Annotated in this window: 19 protein-coding genes and 1 pseudogene; 10 read left to right on the top strand and 10 right to left on the bottom strand. The window is 71.8% G+C overall.

What is annotated here, in order from left to right; genetic code table 11:
* Positions 1-108 precede the first annotated feature (108 nt).
* Together ACWCP0_RS11665 and glgB are read left to right on the top strand one after the other, a co-directional pair.
* A complete protein-coding gene (locus ACWCP0_RS11665) occupies positions 109-1,503 on the top strand; it encodes a maltokinase N-terminal cap-like domain-containing protein (protein ID WP_451078641.1) in 1,395 nt (464 codons plus the stop codon).
* A 169-nt stretch (positions 1,504-1,672) separates the two neighbouring features.
* Positions 1,673-3,898 carry a 1,4-alpha-glucan branching enzyme gene (gene glgB / locus ACWCP0_RS11660; RefSeq protein ID WP_451078764.1) on the top strand — a complete coding sequence of 742 codons (2,226 nt, stop codon included), beginning with the start codon at positions 1,673-1,675 and terminating at the stop codon, positions 3,896-3,898.
* A 53-nt stretch (positions 3,899-3,951) separates the two neighbouring features.
* On the opposite strand, the gene ACWCP0_RS11655 is transcribed toward glgB, so the two are convergent.
* Together ACWCP0_RS11655 and ACWCP0_RS11650 are read right to left on the bottom strand one after the other, a co-directional pair.
* Positions 3,952-6,177, bottom strand: a complete 2,226-nt coding sequence (locus ACWCP0_RS11655; RefSeq protein WP_451078640.1) for a HelD family protein — start codon at positions 6,175-6,177, stop codon at positions 3,952-3,954.
* Between the two features lie 257 nt (positions 6,178-6,434).
* Positions 6,435-6,572 (bottom strand): annotated as a pseudogene (locus ACWCP0_RS11650) (DUF4259 domain-containing protein); the annotation flags it as partial.
* Between ACWCP0_RS11650 and ACWCP0_RS11645 the strand changes: the two are divergent.
* Positions 6,510-6,779 (top strand): hypothetical protein, encoded by a 270-nt coding sequence (locus tag ACWCP0_RS11645; RefSeq protein ID WP_451078771.1) that lies wholly within the window; start codon positions 6,510-6,512, stop codon positions 6,777-6,779. The pseudogene ACWCP0_RS11650 and the gene ACWCP0_RS11645 overlap by 63 nt on opposite strands.
* A gap of 152 nt (positions 6,780-6,931) precedes the next feature.
* On the opposite strand, the gene trxA is transcribed toward ACWCP0_RS11645, so the two are convergent.
* The 4 genes from trxA to ACWCP0_RS11625 form a co-directional block, all read right to left on the bottom strand.
* Complete coding sequence (trxA, locus tag ACWCP0_RS11640) at positions 6,932-7,291, bottom strand: thioredoxin (protein WP_451078639.1); 360 nt, start codon at positions 7,289-7,291, stop codon at positions 6,932-6,934.
* Between the two features lie 5 nt (positions 7,292-7,296).
* Positions 7,297-7,689, bottom strand: a complete 393-nt coding sequence (locus ACWCP0_RS11635) for a MerR family transcriptional regulator (protein WP_451078638.1) — start codon at positions 7,687-7,689, stop codon at positions 7,297-7,299.
* A gap of 103 nt (positions 7,690-7,792) precedes the next feature.
* Positions 7,793-8,248 carry a hypothetical protein gene (locus ACWCP0_RS11630; protein WP_451078763.1) on the bottom strand — a complete coding sequence of 152 codons (456 nt, stop codon included), beginning with the start codon at positions 8,246-8,248 and terminating at the stop codon, positions 7,793-7,795.
* Between the two features lie 56 nt (positions 8,249-8,304).
* Positions 8,305-8,784: a hypothetical protein gene (locus ACWCP0_RS11625; RefSeq protein WP_451078637.1), complete on the bottom strand. Its 480-nt coding sequence runs from the start codon at positions 8,782-8,784 to the stop codon at positions 8,305-8,307.
* A 39-nt stretch (positions 8,785-8,823) separates the two neighbouring features.
* Between ACWCP0_RS11625 and ACWCP0_RS11620 the strand changes: the two genes are divergently transcribed.
* A complete protein-coding gene (locus ACWCP0_RS11620; RefSeq protein WP_451078636.1) occupies positions 8,824-9,780 on the top strand; it encodes a helix-turn-helix transcriptional regulator in 957 nt (318 codons plus the stop codon).
* Between the two features lie 316 nt (positions 9,781-10,096).
* Here the strand turns inward: ACWCP0_RS11620 and ACWCP0_RS11615 are convergent, their stop codons facing one another.
* Positions 10,097-11,005, bottom strand: a complete 909-nt coding sequence (locus ACWCP0_RS11615; protein ID WP_451078635.1) for an NAD(P)-dependent oxidoreductase — start codon at positions 11,003-11,005, stop codon at positions 10,097-10,099.
* Between the two features lie 73 nt (positions 11,006-11,078).
* On the bottom strand, positions 11,079-11,612 hold the full coding sequence (locus ACWCP0_RS11610) for an Lrp/AsnC family transcriptional regulator (RefSeq protein WP_451078634.1): 534 nt from the start codon (positions 11,610-11,612) through the stop codon (positions 11,079-11,081).
* A gap of 81 nt (positions 11,613-11,693) precedes the next feature.
* Here ACWCP0_RS11610 and ACWCP0_RS11605 point away from each other — a divergent pair, with 81 nt between their 5' ends.
* The 4 genes from ACWCP0_RS11605 (at position 11,694) to ACWCP0_RS11590 (ending at position 16,163) form a co-directional block, all read left to right on the top strand.
* Positions 11,694-12,620 (top strand): NAD-dependent epimerase/dehydratase family protein, encoded by a 927-nt coding sequence (locus ACWCP0_RS11605; protein ID WP_451078633.1) that lies wholly within the window; start codon positions 11,694-11,696, stop codon positions 12,618-12,620.
* The gene (locus ACWCP0_RS11600) at positions 12,617-13,519 is read left to right on the top strand and encodes an aldo/keto reductase (protein WP_451078632.1); all 903 of its coding nucleotides are present in this window, start codon (positions 12,617-12,619) and stop codon (positions 13,517-13,519) included. The genes ACWCP0_RS11605 and ACWCP0_RS11600 overlap by 4 nt, the downstream gene beginning before the upstream one ends.
* Positions 13,520-13,786: 267 nt before the next feature.
* Positions 13,787-15,190 carry a glycoside hydrolase family 16 protein gene (locus ACWCP0_RS11595; RefSeq protein WP_451078631.1) on the top strand — a complete coding sequence of 468 codons (1,404 nt, stop codon included), beginning with the start codon at positions 13,787-13,789 and terminating at the stop codon, positions 15,188-15,190.
* Positions 15,191-15,203: 13 nt separating this feature from the next.
* Positions 15,204-16,163: a DUF1996 domain-containing protein gene (locus ACWCP0_RS11590; RefSeq protein ID WP_451078630.1), complete on the top strand. Its 960-nt coding sequence runs from the start codon at positions 15,204-15,206 to the stop codon at positions 16,161-16,163.
* Positions 16,164-16,256: 93 nt separating this feature from the next.
* Here ACWCP0_RS11590 and ACWCP0_RS11585 read toward each other — a convergent pair whose 3' ends face one another.
* Positions 16,257-16,577, bottom strand: coding sequence for a GYD domain-containing protein (locus tag ACWCP0_RS11585; protein ID WP_451078629.1), 321 nt, complete (start codon positions 16,575-16,577; stop codon positions 16,257-16,259).
* A gap of 190 nt (positions 16,578-16,767) precedes the next feature.
* Here ACWCP0_RS11585 and ACWCP0_RS11580 point away from each other — a divergent pair, with 190 nt between their 5' ends.
* Entirely contained in the window at positions 16,768-17,400 is a 633-nt protein-coding gene (locus ACWCP0_RS11580) for a PaaI family thioesterase (RefSeq protein WP_451078628.1), read from the top strand.
* A gap of 66 nt (positions 17,401-17,466) precedes the next feature.
* On the opposite strand, the gene ACWCP0_RS11575 is transcribed toward ACWCP0_RS11580, so the two are convergent.
* Positions 17,467-18,846: a cation:dicarboxylate symporter family transporter gene (locus ACWCP0_RS11575; RefSeq protein WP_451078627.1), complete on the bottom strand. Its 1,380-nt coding sequence runs from the start codon at positions 18,844-18,846 to the stop codon at positions 17,467-17,469.
* A 136-nt stretch (positions 18,847-18,982) separates the two neighbouring features.
* On the opposite strand from ACWCP0_RS11575, the gene ACWCP0_RS11570 reads away from it, so the two are divergent.
* Positions 18,983-20,608: a sensor histidine kinase gene (locus tag ACWCP0_RS11570; protein ID WP_451078626.1), complete on the top strand. Its 1,626-nt coding sequence runs from the start codon at positions 18,983-18,985 to the stop codon at positions 20,606-20,608.
* Positions 20,609-20,767: the final 159 nt, after the last annotated feature.

Raw genomic sequence — 20,767 nt, 5'->3', positions numbered from 1 at the left:
CCTGCCTGCGGCGGGGGGACCCCCACGCACTGCCCGGACAGCTATATTTGCCATAATCCGGGACACTCTTCGCATCCTGTGGTGTGCCCGGGGAAAGGACGCGATGCCATGTCGGAGGCTGCATCCACCCGGACCCCGGTGGCACTGCTTCCCTCGCTCACACCGCTGCTGCACCAATGGCTGCCCCGGCAGCGCTGGTTCGCGGGCAAGGGACGCCCGGTCGCCGGTTTCTCCCTGGTCTCGGCGGCCGAGCTGCTTCCGGTCGACTCGACGGGGCCCGGTCTGCTGCACCTGCTGGTCCGCGTCCAGCAGCCGGGGCCGGCGGGCGGGAAGGGCGCAGGAGGCAAACGGGACGACGGCCGGCCGGCCGACTGCTACCAGCTCCTCCTCGGCGTGCGGACCACACTGCCGCCCCACCTCGCCACCGCGCTGATCGGCCGGGTCACCGACGGCCCGCTGGCCGGCCGGACCGTCTACGAAGGTCTGCACGACCCCCGGCTCGCCGCCCTGCTCCTGGAGCGGCTGCGCACGCCAGGCCGGTTCGGCACCCTCCGCTTCGACCGGACCGAGCCCGTGCGGGGCGGGCTGCAGGCCCGCATCCTGGACGCCGAGCAGTCCAACTCCTCGCTGGTGTTCGGCGATGCGTACATCCTCAAGATCTTCCGCCGGGTGTATCCGGGCACCAACCCCGATCTGGAGCTGCCGCTCGCCCTCGCCAGGGCGGGCTGCGACCGGGTGCCCGCACCCGTCGCCTGGTACGAGTCGGCCACGCCCGAGCCCGCGACGCTGGGCGTCCTGCAGCCGTATCTGCGCGGTACGCAGGACGGCTGGCAGCTGGCGCTGAAGGCACTCGCAGCGGACCGCGACTTCACCGCGGACGCGCGCGCCCTCGGGCAGGCGACGGCGGAGGTGCACACCGCACTGGCCGCGGCGCTGCCGACGATGACGCTGAGCCGGGCGCAGACCGAGCATCTGGCGACCGCCATGAACGAACGGCTCGACGCCGCGGTCCGGGCCGTGCCCGCGCTGCTGCCGTACGTACGCGGACTTCGCGCCGCCTTCGACGCGATCGCCGAGGCGGGCCTCGACGGCGGCGGACACGCCCAGCGCATCCACGGCGATCTGCACCTCGGCCAGACCCTGCGCACCCCGGACGGGGACTGGTCGGTCATCGACTTCGAGGGCGAGCCCGCACGCCCGCTCGTCGAGCGCCGCCGGATGCAGCCGCCCGTCCGTGACATCGCCGGGATACTCCGCTCCTTCGACTACGCCGCCCGCTCGCACCGCCCCTGGAACCCGGCCTGGGCCGCGCGCTGCCGAGCGGCCTACTGCGAGGGGTACGCCGAGGCCTCGGGCAGCGACCCACGGGCCGAGCCGGAGCTGCTGCGCGCCTACGAGACGGACAAGGCGGTGTACGAGGTCGTCTACGAGGCCCGGCACCGCCCGGACTGGCTCCCGGTGCCCATGTCCGCGATCCAGCGCCTCGCCGGCCCGGCCGGCTGACACCCACCCCGCCCCTTCCCGAACTGGGGCGAGCTCCCAGAGCACCGACCCGCGAACCCACGCCGCCAAGGAGGCCGCCCCCGTGACCCCCCGCACCCCGTCCGCACAGCCGCCCGACGACCGACCCTCGCCCCGCGCCAGGGCCGCCCGGGAACTCCACGTACCCGCAGTGGCCCGGAAGGCGTCCGGGGCCACCCATGGCGTGCGCCCCGCGCGGCCGCTGGACGACACCGACCGCGAGCGGCTGCTCAGCGGCTCGCACCACGATCCGCACGCGCTGCTCGGCGCCCACTCGATGCGCGGCGGGGTCGTGTTCCGGGTGCTGCGCCCCCATGCGGAGTCGGTGACGGTGCTGGCCAAGGGGCTGCGCGCCGACCTGCACGACGACGGCGACGGGTTCTTCTCGGCCGTGCTGCCGCTGCGCAAGGAGCCGGAGTACTCGCTCCAGGTCGCCTACGAGGACGCGACGATCGAGTTCGCGGATCCGTACCGCTTCCTGCCCTCGCTCGGCGAACTCGATCTGCACCTGATCGGCGAGGGCCGGCACGAGGAGCTGTGGCAGGCCCTCGGCGCCCGCCCGGTGATCCACGAGGGTGTGACCGGCACCCGCTTCACGGTCTGGGCGCCGAACGCCCGCGGGGTCAGGGTCATCGGGGACTTCAACTACTGGGACGGCACCGCCTATCCGCTGCGCTCGCTGGGTTCGTCCGGGGTGTGGGAGCTGTTCGTGCCGGGGGTCGGCGAGGGGGCACTGTACAAGTTCGACATCACCCGCCCCGACGGCTCGCACACGGTCCGCGCCGACCCGATGGCCCGCCGCACCGAGGTGCCGCCCGCGAACGCCTCCGTCGTCGCCGAGTCCCACCATGTGTGGCACGACGGCGAGTGGATGGCGCACCGCGGCGACCGTGCGGTGCACGAGGCCCCGTTCTCCGTGTACGAGGTGCATCTGCCCTCCTGGCGACCGGGTCTGACGTACCGCCAGCTGGCCGCCCAACTCCCCGCCTACGTCAAGGATCTGGGCTTCACCCACGTGGAGCTGATGCCGGTCGCCGAGCATCCCTTCGGCGGCTCGTGGGGCTATCAGGTCACCGGTTTCTACGCTCCGACGGCCCGCATGGGCACCCCCGACGACTTCCGCCACCTGATCGACGCCCTGCACCGGGCCGGCATCGGGGTGATCATGGACTGGGTCCCGGCGCACTTCCCGCGCGACGACTGGGCGCTGGCGGAGTTCGACGGGCGCCCGTTGTACGAGCACTCCGACCCGGCCAGGGCCGCGCACCCCGACTGGGGCACCCTCGAATTCGACTACGGCCGCAAGGAGGTCCGCAACTTCCTCGTCGCCAACGCGGCCTACTGGTGCGAGGAGTTCCACATCGACGGGCTGCGGGTGGACGCCGTCGCCTCCATGCTCTATCTCGACTATTCGCGCGAGCACGGCGAATGGAGCCCGAACGAGCACGGCGGCCGGGAGAACCTGGACGCCGTCGCCTTCCTGCAGGAGATGAACGCGACCGTCTACCGGCGCTGCCCGGGGGTCGTGACGATCGCCGAGGAGTCCACGGCCTGGGACGGCGTCACCCGGGCCACCCACCATGTCGGCCCCGGCGGCTTCGGTGGTCTCGGCTTCGGCCTGAAGTGGAACATGGGCTGGATGCACGACTCGCTCGGCTACGTCGAGCACGAGCCGGTGCACCGCAAGTTCCACCACAACGAGATGACCTTCTCGATGGTGTACGCGTACAGCGAGAACTACGTCCTGCCGATCTCGCACGACGAGGTCGTGCACGGCAAGCGGGCACTGGTGTCGAAGATGCCCGGCGACTGGTGGCAGCAGCGCGCCGACCACCGGGCGTACCTCGGCTTCATGTGGGCGCACCCGGGCAAGCAGCTCCTCTTCATGGGGCAGGAGTTCGCCCAGGGCGCCGAGTGGTCGGAGGGCCACGGCCCTGACTGGTGGCTGCTGGACCCGTCGTACGAGGCCGAGCCGGACCACCGGGGTGTGCGGGACCTGGTGCGCGAGCTGAACGCCGTGTACGCGGTGACGCCCGCGCTGTGGGAGCGCGACACCGTCCCCGAGGGCTTCGCCTGGGTCGACGGCGGGGCCGCCGAGGACAACGTCTTCGCCTTCCTGCGCTTCGACGCGCAGGGGGCCCCGCTGCTGGCGGTGTCCCACTTCTCTCCGGTGGTGCGGCACGAGTACCGGCTGGGCGTGCCGTCCGAGGTGCCCGCCTGGACGGAGGTGCTGAACACGGACGCGGCACGGTACGGCGGCAGCGGCGTCCTCAACCCGGACCCGCTGAAGCCGGAGTCCGTCGCCGCCCACGGCCACCGGACGAGCGTCCAGCTCACGTTGCCGCCGCTGGCGACGGTGTGGCTGAAGCCGGCCTGACGGCGGGGTTCGCCCGGGGCCGGGCCGGGTGGCCCGGCCCGGCCCCGGGGGGCTCAGCCCGTCGGGTCGAGCGCCGCGGGCAGCTCGCCCGTGTGGACGAGGCCCAGGCGCTGGGTGGCCCGGGTCAGCGCCACGTACAGGTCGCTGTCCCCGAACCGGGCGGGCTCGACGACGATCACCGAGTCGAACTCGAGGCCCTTGGCCTGGCGGGGATCGAGCAGGACGACGGGCCGGGTCAGATCGACGGGGCCGCCGCCCAGCGCCGCGAGCGCGCCGTGGAGTTCGCGCGGGGCGATCACGGCCAGTCGGCCTTCCCGCGGGGCCTCGCGGGCAACCGCGGCCAGGACCGTACCGGCGAGCTCGCCCTCGCTCGTCCGCTCGGTCCAGGGCCCGACGCCCGTCGAACGCACCGAGCGAGGGGGCCGGAAGCCGGGGTACGTCGCGCGGCGGGCGGCGGCCGCGAGGTCCATGATCTCGGCGGGCGTACGGTAGTTGACGCCGAGTCTGGCGTGCTTCCAGCGGTCGGCGACGTACGGTTCGAGAATCTCCTGCCAGGAGCGGCAGCCGGCCACGTCACCCGTCTGCGCCGGGTCCCCGACCAGGGTCATCGACCGGGTCGGGACGCGCCGCATCAGCAGCCGCCAGGCCATCGCCGACAGCTCCTGCGCCTCGTCGACGATGATGTGCCCGAAGGCCCAGGTCCGGTCGGCGGCGGCGCGCTCGGCGGCGCTGCGGTGGTCGGCCTCCTCGTGCCGGTCGGCGAACCGCTCGGCGTCGATGATGTCGTGCGCGGCGAGGACCTCCGAGTCGTCGTCCTCCTTGTCCTCGAACTCGTAGGTGCGGGAGGCGTACGAGACGTCGAGGACGCCCTGCGCATACGCGATCCGCCGGGACCTCTCGGCCTCGGCGGCGGCCCGGGCGGCCGAGTCGTCCTCGCCGAGGAGTTCAGCGGCCTCGTCCAGGAGCGGCACGTCGGCCGCGGTCCACGGCCCGCCCACGCGGCGGATCAACTCCGCCTCGTCCTCGGACAGATGCGTCGGCTCGGCCAGATAGTCCGCGAGGAATTCCTGCGGGGTGAGGTGGGGCCACAGCGACGCGATCGCGGCGTGCACGTCGGCGCTGGCGGCGACGCCCTTGCCGAGCTGGGCGATGTCGTCGGGGCCGAGGAAGTTCGGGCCGCCGTAGGGGTCCTCGCCGATGCGGTCGGCGAGCTGGGTGGTGAGGTCGTCGATGACGTGGAAGGCGAAGTACGGGCGGGCCAGGTTGTGGGGCAGCCCGGTCTCGCGGGCCTTGTGCCGCGCCTCGACCGCGAGGTCCCAGTCGAGGATCAGCTCCCCGTCGTCGTGCGGGATGACGATCGGCTCGCCCTTCTCCGGCACCTCCTGCCGGTCCCGTACGGCTTCGGCGAGTACGCCCGCCATCCCGGCCCGCCCCTTGACCGCGGCGGCCGCCGGGGTGTCGGTGCCGGTGGCGTGGACGCCAGGGAACAGCTCCCCGACCGTCGCGAGCAGCACGCCCGTCTCGCCGAGCGAGGGCAGCACCTCGCCGATGTACCCCAGGAAGGCGGGGTTCGGCCCGACGATCAGCACGGCCCGCTTGGCCAGCTGCTCCCGGTTCGCGTACAGCAGATACGCGGCCCGGTGCAGCGCGACGGCGGTCTTCCCGGTCCCCGGCCCGCCCTCGACGACGAGCACGCCGTCCTGCGGGGAGCGGATGATGTGGTCCTGCTCGGCCTGGATCGTGGAGACGATGTCCGCCATGCGGCCGGTGCGGGCGCTGTTGAGGGCGGCGAGCAGCACTTCGTCGGCGTCGTGGGACTCGTACCCGGTGCGGGTGGTGTCGTTGAGATCCATGATCTCGTCGTGCAGGGCCGTGACCGTGCGCCCCTGGGTGGTGATGTGCCGGCGCCTGCGCAGCCCCATCGGCTCGTACCCGGTCGCGAGATAGAACGGCCGCGCGACCCGTGCCCGCCAGTCGATGAGGAGCGGCGTCCGCTCGGCGTCGTCGCGCCGGATTCCCGTGCGGCCGATGTGGTACGTCACTCCGTCCCGCCGGTCGATGCGCCCGAAGACCAGTCCGGTGTCGGCGGCGTTCAGCGCGGCGAGCGTCGCCGAGTGCTCGATGACGGCGACATCGCGCTCCACGCGCGCCTGGCGCCCGTTCCCGGTCCGCCCGACCGCGCCCTGGACCGCGGCCTCGGCCTCCGCTCTGAGCTGGTCGAGGCGGTCATGGACGAGGGAGACGAATTGCTGCTCCTTTTGCAATTCCTCGGTTGACAATTCAGCTCCAGGCGCGATAGAGTACCTTTATTGAACTTCTCCGTGCGATCTTCTGCGCTCGAACACGGAACTATTAAATATACGCGAGGAAATACCCCGGCCGTCAATTCGGACCGGGGTTTCTTGTGTTCGCCGGGGCGCCTGGGCGCAGCCTGCGGAGCCGCGTCGAGCACGGCACGCAGCCGTACGAGGATGCTCCGCCACGCGTCGCCAGCGCCCGCGTCGTCCCAGAGTTCCGCAAGCTCCGACTCCGGCGCGAGGATCCGGTCGATCGCCCGCACACCCGGCGCCGGGAGATCGCCGGGCAGCGCCGGAACGGGCTCCTCCGGTCCATGGACGGGATCGACCGGCTGCCCACCCGGCAGTCCGGCCACGACGAGAGCCGCGGCGGCCAGGGCCGCGTCCGCATCGGGCCCCTCGACGCACTCCGGCTCCTCCGCCAGGAGCAGCGCCGCCCGTATGCGCCCCTGGCCTCCGGCTCCAGGTCGTCGAGTGCACCCCCGCCGTTGCTCCGGCGTCGGCGTGTACGTCTCGCCCGTGAAGTGGTCCCGGACGGGAGTGCGCGCGCACGCGGCTCGGAAATGTGGTGCGAGGCGAGGTGACCAGGGGAGTGCCGTTCGGGGTGTGCGTGCGCGTACACGACGGTAGGGAAGGTCTCGTCCACACAAGCAAGCCGGGCGGCCGGGAGCCGGGGCCGGCGACGAGATCGACGTCGAGATCACCGCGATCGACGTCTACCGGCGCCGGGTCACCCTCACGCTCCGGCCCGATGCGGCGGCCGCTGGAGCACGTCCTCCAGCTCCTGCAGGAGCTTCCGCTTCGGCCGTGCCCCCACCATCGACTTCACCGGCTCGCCGTCGCGGAACACGATCAGCGTCGGCATCGACAGCACCCCGTACCGCACGGTGACCTCGGGGTTCGTGTCGGCGTCGAGCTGGACGACCTTCAGCCGGCCGGCCTCCTCGGCGGCGACCGCGCTGAGCACGGGGGCGAGCTGGCGGCACGGCCCGCACCAGTCGGCCGTGAACTCCACCAGGACCGGGCGATCCGCCCCCAGCACCTCCGCGTCGAAGTCCGTGTCCGTCACCGCGGCGACGCCTTCTGCGTGAATCATCCGTCTCAACCTCCGAGTTCGCACTGTGGGTCCGGGCCGCCCGGCAGTTCCGCCTCGGCCCTGACGAGCTGTGCACCGACCTGGTCCCGGACGGCCTGGAGCCGGCCGATCAGCTCGTCGAGTTCGGCGAGCTTGCGCCGGTACACGGCGAGGGATGCGGGACACGCGTCGCCGGCCGGGTGACCGGCGCGCAGGCACTCCACGAAGGGCCGGGTCTCCTCCAGCTCGAACCCGAAGTCCTGCAGGGTCCGGATCTGCTGGAGCAGCAGCAGATCGTCCTCGTCGTACGTGCGGTAGCCGTTCACCGCACGCCGCGCGGGCAGCAGCCCGCGGGACTCGTAGTAGCGCAGAGTGCGGGTCGTCGTCCCGGCCCGCTCCGCCAGCTCGCCGATTCGCATGCGTACGACCGTAAGCCTTGACGCCGACGTCAAGGAAAGCCGGTCGGCCATCGGACACTTCGGTCGGCCGCGTGCGGACGGAGGACGGGTCCGCATCATCAGGTCAGCGGCGCGTGAGCACCGTGATCCAGTTGGTGGTCCAGGCCGTACCTCCGTCCACGGAGAACGCCTGCTCCCAGCGGGCCGTCGTGTCCGTGATGCCCGACCAGACGAACCGCACCCGCACCGGCCTGTCCGCATAGGTGTCGTCCCCGTGGAACACCCCGCGGCCGTCCGCCTCGAACCGGCCCGTGACCGGCGGGAACAGCACGCCGGTCCGGCTGCTGGACCAGTACAGCGACCACTCCTCGCGCTCGGTGTCGTAGAGCCGCAGGGTCAGGCCCCTGGAACCCAGCGTCGGGAACTCGATCTCGTCGAAGTTGGCGCCGCCGGCGAAGTGACGCGAGGCGTGGGTGTGGCCGGGAAAGTCCTCCCAGCCGCTCTCGGGGTCGAGGAAGTCGGTGAGACGGCGGTTGTCGACATGCCAGCGTCCGGTGAGGAAGTCGAAGTCGGTCACCATGCGGGACGTGCCCGTGGTGCTCGTGGGCGTGCGGGCGCCGGAACCGGTGTCGGTGCTCATACGTGGTCTCCCGTGGTTCCTTCGGTCAGCGAGTCGGCGAGGTAGGCGGCGAGAGAGGGCTGTTCGGGGGCGAGCATGTGGCGGACCCAGGCGTCCCGTTCGTGGCGGATGGGGGGCAGCTCCCAGACGCAGCCGATCCATGGCGACACGGTCTTGACGAAGTGCGAGGGGTCCCGGTCCGGGCAGCCCAGTACCGGTTGGCCGGCCGCCGCACCCGCGAAGTGGAGGACGTTGTCCCACACCCAGCTGTACGCGTTCAGGTAGGCGCCGTCGTCCGCTCCCCGGTGGAGGACGACGAAGGTGGCGGGAGGTGTGCCGTCCGGCTCGGGCAGGAGCTCGGGAAGGATCGCGTACGCCGCCCTCTCGACGTCCGGGGCGATCCCCTCCGGGTCGGCGGTGACGTGATAGCGCTTGACACTGCGGCCGCCGACCTCGATCGGTGGCGGTACCCGCAGCAGTTTCTCCGCGAAAGCCATGGCTGGACCGTAGAAGCACTTCACTGACACCTTGTGTCAGTGAAGTCCAGTCGGCTCGTCTCGATTCTCCTGCTGCTCCAGACCCGGGGGCGGATGACCGCCGCGCAGCTCGCCGAGGAGCTGGAGGTGTCGGTCCGTACCGTCTACCGGGATGTCGACGCTCTCGCCGCGGCGGGCGTGCCCCTGTACGGGGACGCGGGCCATGCGGGCGGATACCGGCTTGTCGCGGGGTACCGCACGCGGCTGACGGGACTGTCCGCGGGGGAGGCCGGGGCCCTGTTCCTGTCCGGCATCCCCGGACCCGCGGCGGAACTCGGCCTGGGCGAAGCGCTCATGGGGGCCGAGCTCAAGCTGCGCGCCGCACTGCCGCCGGCCCTGCGCGATGAGGCCGACCGGATGCGCACCCGCTTCCACCTCGACGCGCCCGGCTGGTACGCGGCGAACGACGAGGTTCCCCATCTGGGCGCCGTCGCCGACGCCGTCCGGCACGGCAAGGTCCTGGCGGTGCGCTACCGGCGGTGGAAGGAGCCCGCCGACGTGGACCGTCGGCTGGAGCCGTACGGCCTGGTCCTCAAGGCGGGCCGCTGGTACGTGGTGGCGGGGCCGGGACCGCGGACCTTCCGGGTCGACCAGATCCTTGAACTCACGGTCACGGACGAGACGTTCGCGATCCCCGACGGCTTCGACCTCGCCGGCCACTGGCAGCGCTACGAGGCTGACTTCCACGCCCGCCTGCACCGGGACGAGGCAGTGGTCCGCCTGACTCCCCGGGCCGCATCCCGCCTCACGGGAGCTCTCGCCCGGGCCCTGGACGACTCCGCGGTCGTCGAGCCGGACGGCTGGATCCGGGCGGTCCTGCCCATCGAGTCGGTCGACCACGCCCACGCGGCATTCCTCGCGATGGGCACGGACATCGACGTCATCGGGCCACCCGAGCTACGGGCCCGCATCGCCGAGACCTCCCGCACGCTGGCCGCCCGCTACGCCGGAGCCTGACGACCCGGCTCCGGCTCCGGCATCGGTCCGCTCTGCGCCGGGGCCGGACGGGCCCCACATACCGTCGCGGGTCCGCACGAACCCGACGCCGGGACGTCCTTCACCACCTGCACGCGCCGTCACCGCGAGGCGGCGTCACGCCCCTTCGGCGACGGGGCCCGCTACGCCGGAGCCTGACGACCCGGCTCAGGCTCCGGCACCGGTCCGCCGTGCGCCGGCCGGCCGGACGGGCCCCACATACCGTCGCGGGTCCGCACGAACCCGACGCCGGGACCCGCCCTTCACCACCTGCACGCGCCGTCACCGCGAGGCGGCGTCACGCCCCTTCGGCGACGGTCCTGTACGTGCTCGCCCAGTCGTCCGCCGCGTGCCCCTTGGCGATCGTCCGGTCCGCGACGGCCTTGATGGACTCCAGGTGGGAGACGTCGAGTCCGCGGTGGCGCGCCGCGTGGAGGATGTGCTCGACGCCCGCGGCCATCATGCCGAGGTTGGCCTGGACGCCCGGGTAGCTGCCCGCGTCGATGTTGGCCGCGAAGGACTCCGCGATGGGCGGGAGGATGTGGACGATGGCGCCGAGGAACGGGGTGATGTCGGCGGCCTTGACCCCGTCGGCCTTGGCCAGCGCGTACGCGTGGACCAGGCCCGAGATGCTGCCGTAGAAGAAGTCCAGCAGGGAGAGGTCGTACAGCGCGGCCAGACCGGGGTCGGTGCCGACGAAGACGGTGTTGCCGCCGAGAGCCTTGAGCGTGGACTCGTGGCGCTCGAACGCCTGCTGGGAGCCGGAGTGGAAGAGCAGCGCGTCGGGGGTGCCGATCACGGGCGTGGGGACCATGACCGCGCCGTCCAGGTAGGCGATGGAGCGCTCGGCCGCCCAGGCCGCGGTCTCACGGCAGCGCTCGGGGGTGTCCGAGGTCAGGTTGACCAGGACACGGCCCTGGAGCGCGTCGGCCAGGGGCTCGAGGATCGCGTGCGCGGCGTCGTAGTCGACGACGCAGACGACGGTCAGCTCGCCGGCGCGGACCGCCTCTTCGGCGGTTGCCGCGCGGACCGCGCCGCGGGCGACGAGGTCGTCGCCCTTGCCGGGGGTGCGGTTCCAGACGGTGGTGGGGTGGCCGGCGTCGAGGAGGGCTCCGGCGAGGGCCTGGCCCATCGCGCCGAGGCCGATGACGGTCACGGGGGCGGCGGATGCGGTGGTCGCGGTGTTCTCGGTAGGCATACGGATCATGCTTGTGCGTCGCGCACAACCGCACAAGTACCGACAAAAAAGTCAGGTACTCACCTACAGGTGAACATCGAGGTCAACGACCCGTCGACGGTGGCAGGGGCAGCAACGGCTTCCGCCCCACGGGTGAGGACAGCACGATCGACGTCGTCGTCCGGCCGAGCGCGGACGTCTGCTCCAGGATGTCCTCCAGATGCTCCGTGTCCGTCACGGCGACCTTGAGGATCCAGAAGTCCTCGCCGACGACGTGGTGCGCCTCGATCACCTCCGGCCGGCCGAGCAGCTCCAGCGTCCTCGGGTGCTTCAGCGTGTAGCCGCCGTGCGGGTTCACGCGGATGAAGGCCTCGATGCCGTAGCCGAGCCTGGCCGGGGCCACCTGGGCGCCGTAGCCCGTGATCGCACCGCACGCCTCCAGCCGGCGCAGCCGCTCGGTGACGGCGGCCGGGCTCAGCTGCACCCGCCGGCCGAGCTCGCTCAGTTTGATGCGGCCGTCGGTCTGGACGAGTTCGAGAATCCGGCGGTCCACCTGGTCGAATGCGGCTGCCGACGTTTCCTCGGCGGTGGCGCGCAGATGCCGTGGTTCTTTCGGTGCGGCGGCCGGAACTCCCATGTCTCCCCCTTCAGGACGCGGCCCGTCAACGTAACACTGTTGGCGCCGGCGGGAAACGCCGGAAATTCGAGGGGAGTCGGAATGCGGGACGTGTGTGTCATCGGCGGCAATCGCTATTTCGGGAAGCGGCTGATCATGCGGTTGCTGAATTCGGGAGCGCGCGTCACCGTCGTCAATCGCGGCTCCTCCGCTCCGCCTGCCGGATCCGTTCATCTCGTCGCGGACCGCGACGACGAGGCAGCCCTGGCGGCGGCTCTCGGCTCGCGCACCTTCGACGTGGTCGTCGACCAGGTCTGCTACACCCCGCGCCAGGCGGAGATCGCCCGGCGGGTATTCGCCGGGCGCACCGGCCGCTATGTGATGACGTCGACCGTCGAGGTCTACGAGCACGAGGACTCGGCGGAGCCGGTCGGCGAGGAGGCCGTCGACCCCCGCAAGGTGGCGGTGGACCTCGCGCTGCCCTGGGACGACGCGGAGTTCCGCGACGCGCACTACGGCGAGGGGAAGCGGCAGGCGGAGGCGGTGTTCGCGTGCGATCCCGCCTTCCCGTACGTGGCCGTGCGCGTCGCGCATGTCCTCGGCGGCGACGACGACTTCACCGGCCGGCTGGACCACTACGCCGAGCGCATCCGCAAGGGCGAGCCGATCGCCGTGCCCGTCGTGAATCACTCCGCGACCTATGTGTACGTCGAGGAGATCGCCGCGTTCCTGGAGTGGGCGGCCGGTGCGGCGTTCACGGGTCCGGTGAACGCGGCGGCGCACGGGCGGCTCACGACGGCGGACATCTGTGCGGCGGTGGCGGACGCCGTCGGCGGCGGCGCGGCACCGGAGTTCCGTGCGGTGGAGTCCGGCGAGGTCTCGCCGTTCTCCTTCCTCCGCTCGTACGGCATGGACAACTCCCGTGCCGAGCAGCTCGGTTTCCGCTTCGGCCGGAGCACGCAGTGGCTGGCGCAGGCCGTCGCCGAGACCGTGGGCGCGCGCGCAGCCGGTACCGAGGAGGTGCGGTGAGGGCGGCCAGGCGGCGGATCGGCAGTGCCGGGGCCGGTGGTGTCGAGGTCGGCGCGATCGGGCTCGGTGCGATGCCGCTCTCGATCGAGGGTCACCCCGACGAGGCGCGGGCGGTGGCCACCATCCATGCGGCGCTCGACGCGGGCACGACGCTGATCGACACGGCCGACTCGTACCATCCGCCCGGCGAGCCGCCGGGCGCCGGCGAGCTGCTGGTCGCCCGGGCCCTCGCCGCGTACGGCGGGGACACCGGCGACGTGCTCGTCGCGACCAAGGGCGGGCGCGGGCGCACCGCCGACGGCGACTGGTCGGTCCACGGCGACCCGCGCCATCTCAAGCGGGCCGCCGAAGCCTCCGCCGGGCGGCTGGGTGTCGAGGCGATCGGGCTCTATCAGCTGCACAAGCCGGACCCGGCCGTTCCGTACGCCGAGTCGCTCGGTGCGATACGGGAGTTGCTGGACGCCGGCACGATCCGGCTGGCCGGGATCTCCAACGTCGATGCCGCGCAGATCCGGCAGGCCGGGGAGATCCTCGGCGACCGGCTCGTGTCGGTGCAGAACCGCTACTCGCCGGCGGTGCGCGACAGCGAGGCGGAGCTGCGGCTCTGCGAGGAGCTGGGGCTGGCCTTCATGCCGTGGAGCCCGCTGGGCGGAATCTCGCGCAGCTCGCTGGACGGAACGTCGGCGCAGGGCGTGGACCCGGCGTTCGCCGGCTTCCACCGGGTGGCGCGGGAGCGGGAAGTGAGCCCTCAGCAGGTGGCGCTCGCCTGGCTGCTGGCGAGGTCGCCCGCGGTGATCCCGGTCCCCGGGGCGAGCAGGCCACGGTCGGCCAGGGATTCGGCGGCGGCCGCCGGTCTCGTACTGACCGAGGAGGAGGTGCGGCTGCTCGACGCGGCGTGAGCCGGTGGTCACGCGGCACGCTGCGCGAGCGGGCCGGCGGGTGCACACGAGTTGTCCCTGTGGCGGCAGCGGTCCTACCGGCCGGTGCCGCCAACTGCTTTCCAGGTTCAGGAAGTTAAGGGAGCGAAGCCATTGACGGCTGCCCTGGCTCCATCTACAAAACCTTTGAGAGCGCTCTCAAGCCCCCCTCGGCACCATCCACTCCGGAGGTGTTCCTTGAGCACGAGCCGCATCAGACGCACCCCCCTGTTCAGCACACTCCTCGCCATGGCCGTCGCACTCGCCGCTTTCCTCGCCGTCAGCGGGGCGGGAACGGCGCGCGGGGCCGTACCGCCCGCGCCCGGCTGGAATCTGCAGTGGAGCGACGACTTCACCGGGCCCGACCGATCCCTGCCGTCCTCCGCCGACTGGCAGATCGACACCGGCCACGCCTATCCCGGCGGCCCCGCCAACTGGGGCACCGGTGAGATTCAGAACTACACCTCCAGCCCCGACAACCTCAGCCTCGACGGCAGCGGCAATCTCCGCATCACCCCGCTGCGGGACGGCGCGGGCAACTGGACCTCCGCCCGGATCGAGACACGCCGAGCCGACTTCAAGGCACCGGCCGGCGGCACGCTGCGCATCGAGGGCCGGATCCAGATGCCGAATGTGACCGGTGACGCCGCGCTGGGCTACTGGCCGGCCTTCTGGGCACTCGGCGCGCCCTACCGGGGCAACTACTGGAACTGGCCGGGCATCGGCGAGTTCGACATCATGGAGAACGTCAACGGCATCAACTCCGTGTGGGGCGTGCTGCACTGCGGAGTGAACCCCGGCGGCCCCTGCAACGAGACGACGGGCATCGGCGCCAGCCGCACCTGCCCGGGCGCGAGCTGCCAGTCGGCCTTCCACACCTACCGCTTCGAGTGGGACCGGTCCGTCTCCCCCAACGAGCTGCGCTGGTACGTGGACGACCAGCTCTTCCACAGCGTGAACCAGAGCCGGTTCGACGCCGGCACCTGGGCCGACATGACCGAGCACGCCGGCTACTTCATCCTCCTCAACGTCGCGATCGGCGGCGCCTTCCCGGACGCGCTGGCCGGAAGGACCCCGACCGCCGCGACGGTCCCCGGCCGCCCGATGCTCGTCGACTACGTCGCCGTCTGGACGCGGGGCGGTGGTGGCACGACCCCGCCGCCGACCGACCCGCCGCCGTCGGGCTCCTCGCAGGTCTATCTGCGCACGGGCGGCGGCGCCGGCGACGCGGCCGCGTCGTCCTCCACGGTCACGCTCACGTCCGCGGGCGGCGCGAACCACGACGGCACTCCGCACAACCCGCAGGTGTTCACGTCCGGCCCCGTCACGCGGACGTACGACGGCGGCTCGACGCAGTTCGACCTGTTCGTGGACGCGGGGACATCGGTCGCCAACGGCCAGCAGGTGAGGGTGAGTTACGACCGTACGGGCGACGGGACCTGGGACCGTACGGAGACGTACCACTACTTCGCCACCGATCCCGTGCCCGGATACGAGCACTACACGCAGGCGAGAGGCCTGCAGTCGGCCACCGGTACGCACGGCAACCTGACGGGCGGCAAGGTGCGGGTCGAGGTGTGGAGCGCCATCGGCAACGGCAGCAGCACGCTCGGCATCGGCAACCAGTCCGTCGTCAGAATCCCCTTCGGCTGATGAGGAGTCGGCGGTGAATCCTCTGTTACGCCGAGTGCTGGCGGGCGCAGCCGCCGCGCTGTTCCTGGCCACGGCGGGGTGTGCGACGGACCGGGACGCCCGCTCCGGGCACGCCGGCCGCGCGGCGCACACCGGACACTCGGCGCACGCGTACACGTACACCAAGGCCCAGCAGGCGGCGATCGTCGCGCAGGCGGCGGCCCCGCTGCGCGGAAGCGAGTTCCGCGCGGACTGCTTCTCCAGCCACCGCCGGGGCGACGACCCGATCGTCTTCCCCGGCCAGGCGGGCCGCTCCCACATCCATGAGTTCTACGGGAACAGAACGGCGAACGCCTCGTCGACGCTCCAGTCGCTGAGCGCGGGCACCACCAACTGCACCCCGCAGACCGATCTCTCCTCCTACTGGACCCCCACCCTCTACCAGAACGGAGTCCCCGTGGCCCCCGAGCGGGTCACCGTCTACTACCAGGGCATCACCGACCAGACCCGGGCCGTCGCCCACCCGCGCGGACTGCGGTACGTCGTCGGCAACGCCCTGGCCACATCGCCCGACCAGAATCCGGCCGCCCGCTGGTCCTGTGTCGGCCGGACCGAGTCCAGCCGGGACTTCATGAACTGCCCGCCCGGCACCAAGCTCGAAAACTATCTCGACTTCCCCACCTGCTGGGACGGGAAGAACCTGGACAGCGCCAACCACCGCGACCACATGACCTACGCGACCGGGCCGACCTGCCCGGCCAGTCACCCCGTGGTCGTGCCCCGCCTGGAACTGCTGATCACCTGGCCGGTGACCGGCGGCGGCCTCACGCTGGCGGGCACCCGGAACGGCACGAACGTGACCGACGCGCCCGGCTACACCTTCCACGGCGACTTCTTCAACGCCTGGGACCGGGCGGAGCTGGAGCGCCGGGTGCGCGACTGCATCGTCGCGGGCTACATCTGCGGGACGGACGGCACACCGATCCAGCAGTGAACCGGTGAGCCGCCGGCGTACGCGGCACGGCGCGCGGCGAGGGTCCGTCGATCACGACGCCCTCGCCGCGCGCTCGCGGCACTCAGGCCCGGCTCACGCGCCCGGAGGACGGAATTCGACCGACTTCCTGGCTGCGGTGTCGATGTCCTCCACGCTGATCAGCGGGACGACCCTGGACTGCACGGCTCCGGTGGCACGGACCGCCATGGCGGTGGAGACCATGCAGATGTCGTCGGGCATGTCGATGACGCAGTAGAGATCGTCGTCGCCGAAGGCGAAGTACATCCAGTCGAGGGTGCCTCCGCACGAACTGATGACCTGCTCCACGGCCTGCCTGCGGCCCGTGCCGCCTTCCTTGAGCAGGCCCCTGGTTCCCTCTGCGGTGTAACTGGCCTGGACGAGGTACTTCGGCATGCGCCTCTCCCGTTGTTCCGGTGCACCGCCGGGTGCGGCCACGGTTTCACCTTTGGGCACCCATGGTCCCGCGGCCATCCAGAGACACCCGCCCGTGGTCCCCCGGCACTCGCCCTCACGCCGGAAACCGTATGAAGCGCGTCGGATACGACACTCGTCCCGCGCTCGGCCCCGGGGTTGGATTCACGGCATGAGCATGGACATCAGCAGCGAAGAGACCCATCCCGAGCGCGTCGATCGTCCGCCGCGCGTCGATCGTCCGGAGCATGCCGGGCGTCCCGATCCTGCCGGGCGTCCCGATCCTGCCGGACGTCCGGAGCCCGCGGGCACCCGCTCCCGTACGCACACCTGGGGCGCGCCGGTGCGGCCGACGGCCGATGTGCTGGGGATGACGGGCCGCGAGATCCTCCGGGCCGCGATCGACGGCCGCTTCCCCGCCGCGCCGATCATGAGCACGCTCGGCTTCCGCTTCGTGGAGGTCGGCGACGGGCTCGCGGTCTTCGAGACCGAGCACGGCGAGCACCTCTACAACCCGATGGGCAGCGTGCACGGCGGCTATCTCGCCGCGGTGCTGGACGCCGCGCTCGGCTCGGCGGTGATGAGCCGGCTGCCCGCGGGGTCCACGTACACCACGACCCAGCTCAGTCTGCATCTGGTCCGGCCGGTCTTCGCCGACACCGCGCCGCTGCGGGTCACAGGAACGGCCCTGCACGTCGGGCGTACGACGGCGACGGCCGAGGCGCGGGTCGTGGGGATCGAGGACGGGAAGCTGTACGCGCACGGGACGACGACCTGCGCCGTGTTCTCGTTCCCGGCCGGCTGAGCACGGGTGCGGGCCCCGGCTCGGTGCCGGGGCCCGCTGGGTGGGGGTGGCGTTCGGACCTGGCGGTCAGACCTTCGTGGTCGCCAGCTCGCCCTTCTCGTCCTGCCGCGGCCCGGGTACGTCCACGGCGCCGCCGGCCGGGGCGTGGTCGTCGACGAGGGTCTGCTCGTCGAACGGCACGCGACCGGCGAGGACTTCGGCGACCCGCGCCTTGTCGATCTCCTTGGTCCAGGTGCCGACGAGGACGGTCGCGACCGCGTTGCCCGCGAAGTTGGTGAGGGCGCGGGCCTCGCTCATGAAGCGGTCGATGCCGACGATGAGGCCGACGCCGTCGACGAGCTCGGGGCGGTGCGACTGCAGGCCGCCCGCGAGAGTCGCCAGACCCGCGCCGGTGACGCCTGCGGCACCCTTCGAAGCGATGACCATGAAGACGAGCAGCGAGATCTGCTCGCCGACCGAGAGCGGGGTGCCCATCGCCTCCGCCACGAAGAGCGAGCCCATCGTCAGATAGATCGCGGTGCCGTCCAGGTTGAAGGAGTAACCCGTCGGGACGGTGATGCCGACGACGGGCCTGGAGACGCCCAAGTGCTCCATCTTCGCGATGAGCCGCGGCAGCGCGGACTCGGACGACGAGGTGGAGAGGATGAGCAGGAACTCGCGGCCCAGGTACTTCAGCAGCGCGAACAGGTTCACCCCTGCGACCAGACGCAGCAGCGTGCCCAGGACCAGGAAGACGAACAGCGCACACGTGACATAGAAGCCGATCATGATGACCGCGAGGGACTTCAGCGCGTCGACCCCGGTCTCTCCGACCACGGCCGCGATCGCACCGAAGGCGCCCACCGGAGCCAGCCACATGATCATCGCGAGGATGCGGAAGACGAGCCGCTGGATGTGCCCGATGCCGCGCAGGATCGGCTCACCGCTCGAGCCCATGGCCTGCAGCGCGAAGCCCGCGAGCAGCGCGACGAGCAGGGTCTGCAGCACCTCGCCCTCGGTGAAGGCCGACACCAGGGTCGTCGGGATGACCCCGAGGAGGAAGTCCACGGTGCTCTCGTGCGCCCCCGCCGCCTGCTTCTCGCCCGCGGCCTTCACGGCCTCGGTGAGGTGGAGACCGGAGCCCGGGTCCAGCAGGTTGCCGACGAGCAGGCCGATGGCGAGCGCCACCGTCGACATGACCAGGAAGTAGCCGAGCGCGAGGCCGCCGACCGCGCCGACCTTGGCGGCCTTGCGGACCGAGCCGACGCCGAGCACGATCGTGCAGAAGATGATCGGGGAGATCATCATCTTGATCAGGTTCACGAAGCCGGTGCCGAGCGGTTTGAGCTCGACGGCGACACCGGGTGCGGCGAAGCCCACCACGATGCCGAGGGCGACGGCAGCGATGACGGCGAGATACAGATAATGGGTGCGGTCCCGCCTTGCGGCTGCTGGTGCGGTTGCCACGGGGATTCCTCCTCGGCCTGACGAACATCCACGTCCCGGCGGATGCCCTCGATGCCGCGACTATTCATCAGCCTGTGACCCCGGTCACCGTTACGTACGTTTCGTTCACACGAAATCGGCCAGGCAGACTTACGGCATGCACGTTCCCCGCTTCCGCAGCCTCGCCGGCCAGCTCTTCGCCATACAGGTCGTGCTGGTCGCCGCTGTCGTGGCCGGTTTCGCGTTCTTCACGTACGTCACCGGCCGCACGCAGGCCGAGGACACCGCACGGCGGCAGGCGACGGCGTCCGCGACGGCGGTGGCCGACTCCCCGTCGGTGGTGGCGGCGGTGCGGACCCCCGATCCGACGGTGGTGCTGCAGCCGTACGCCGAGAGGGTGCGGAAGGACACGGGCGTCACCTTCGTGGTGATCATGGCGCCGGACGGGACGCGGTGGACCCATCCGGAGCCGGGCGAGATCGGCCGCATGTATCTGGGCCACATCGACGAGGCGCTGCGCGGGCGCACGTACTCGGAGACGTACACGGGGACGCTGGGGCCTTCGGTGCGGACGGTGGCGCCCGTGCGGGACGGTGGCCGGATCGTCGCGCTCGTGAGCGCGGGCATCACCATCGACAGGATCAGCGAGCAGGTGCGGCAGCAGGTGACCGCGCTGCTGGGGATGGCCTGCGCGGCGCTGGTGCTCGGCGGAGTCGGTACGTACGTGATCAACGCGCGCCTGCGGCGGCATACGCACGGGATGAACGCGTCGGATCTGAGCGCCATGCACGACTACCACCAGGCCACGTTGCACGCGGTGCGCGAGGGACTGGTGATGCTGGACTGGCGGCGCCGGATCGCCCTGATCAACGACGGCGCACGGGAGTTGCTCGGCCTGGAAGCGGACGCCGTGGGCAAGGGCGTCGACGAACTGGGGCTGCCGCCCGGGCTCACGGGCGCGCTGCTGGCGAGCGAGCCGCGCGTCGACGAGCTGCATCTGACCGCGGACCGGGTGCTGGTCGTCTCCACGCAGCCGGTGGTCGGCGGCGAACGCCGGGGTACGGTCGTGACCCTGCGTGACCACACCGAGCTCCAGTCCCTCACGGGCGAGCTGGACTCCGAACGCGGCTTCACCCAGGCCCTGCGCGCCCAGGCCCACGAGGCGGCGAACCGCCTCCACACCGTCGTATCCCTCATCGAACTGGGCCGCGTGGACGAGGCGGTCCAGTTCGCCACGGCCGAGCTGGAGCTGGCCCAGGCCCTCACGGACCGCGTCGTCACGGCGGTCGCCGAACCGGTCCTGGCCGCCCTCCTGCTGGGCAAAGCCGCCCAGGCCAACGAGAGCGGCGTCGAACTCGTCCTCACCGACGACAGCCGCCTCGACGACGGAGTCCTCCCACCGTGGCTCCCCCAGCGCAATCTCGTCACGATCCTCGGCAACCTGATCGACAACGCGGTCGAGGCGGCGTCGGGCACGGGCGGCGTGCCTGCGCAACGGGCCGCCGGGACGGCCCGTGCCCGGGTCACCGTCACTGTCCGCACCGACGAGGACGAACTCGTCCTGCGCGTCGCCGACACCGGCCCGGGCGTGCGCGCCGGGGACGTGGACGCCGTGTTCCAGCGTGGGTGGTCGACCAGGGGCCCCGGGCGCGGCCTGGGCCTGGCGCTGGTGCGCCAGGCCGCGCATCGTGGCCGGGGGACGGTGGAGGTGGCCCAAGGCCCTGACGGGGGCGCGGAATTCACGGTGCGGCTGCGGCTACGTGCCGCGGAGGTGAGCACATGAACCGGCCGGAGAACCGGGGGTTGCCCCACGGAAGACACAGCACGGTGCGACTGCCGCTGCGTCCCGCGGAGGTGAGCACATGAACCGGCCGGAGAACCGGGGGTTGGCCCCCGGAAGACACAGCACGGTGCGACTGCCGCTGCGTGCCGCGGAGGTGAT

Source organism: Streptomyces sp. NPDC001970 (assembly GCF_053594115.1).
Note: the sequence above shows the minus strand (reverse complement) of the source record. Positions and strands in the feature narration are given on the sequence as shown.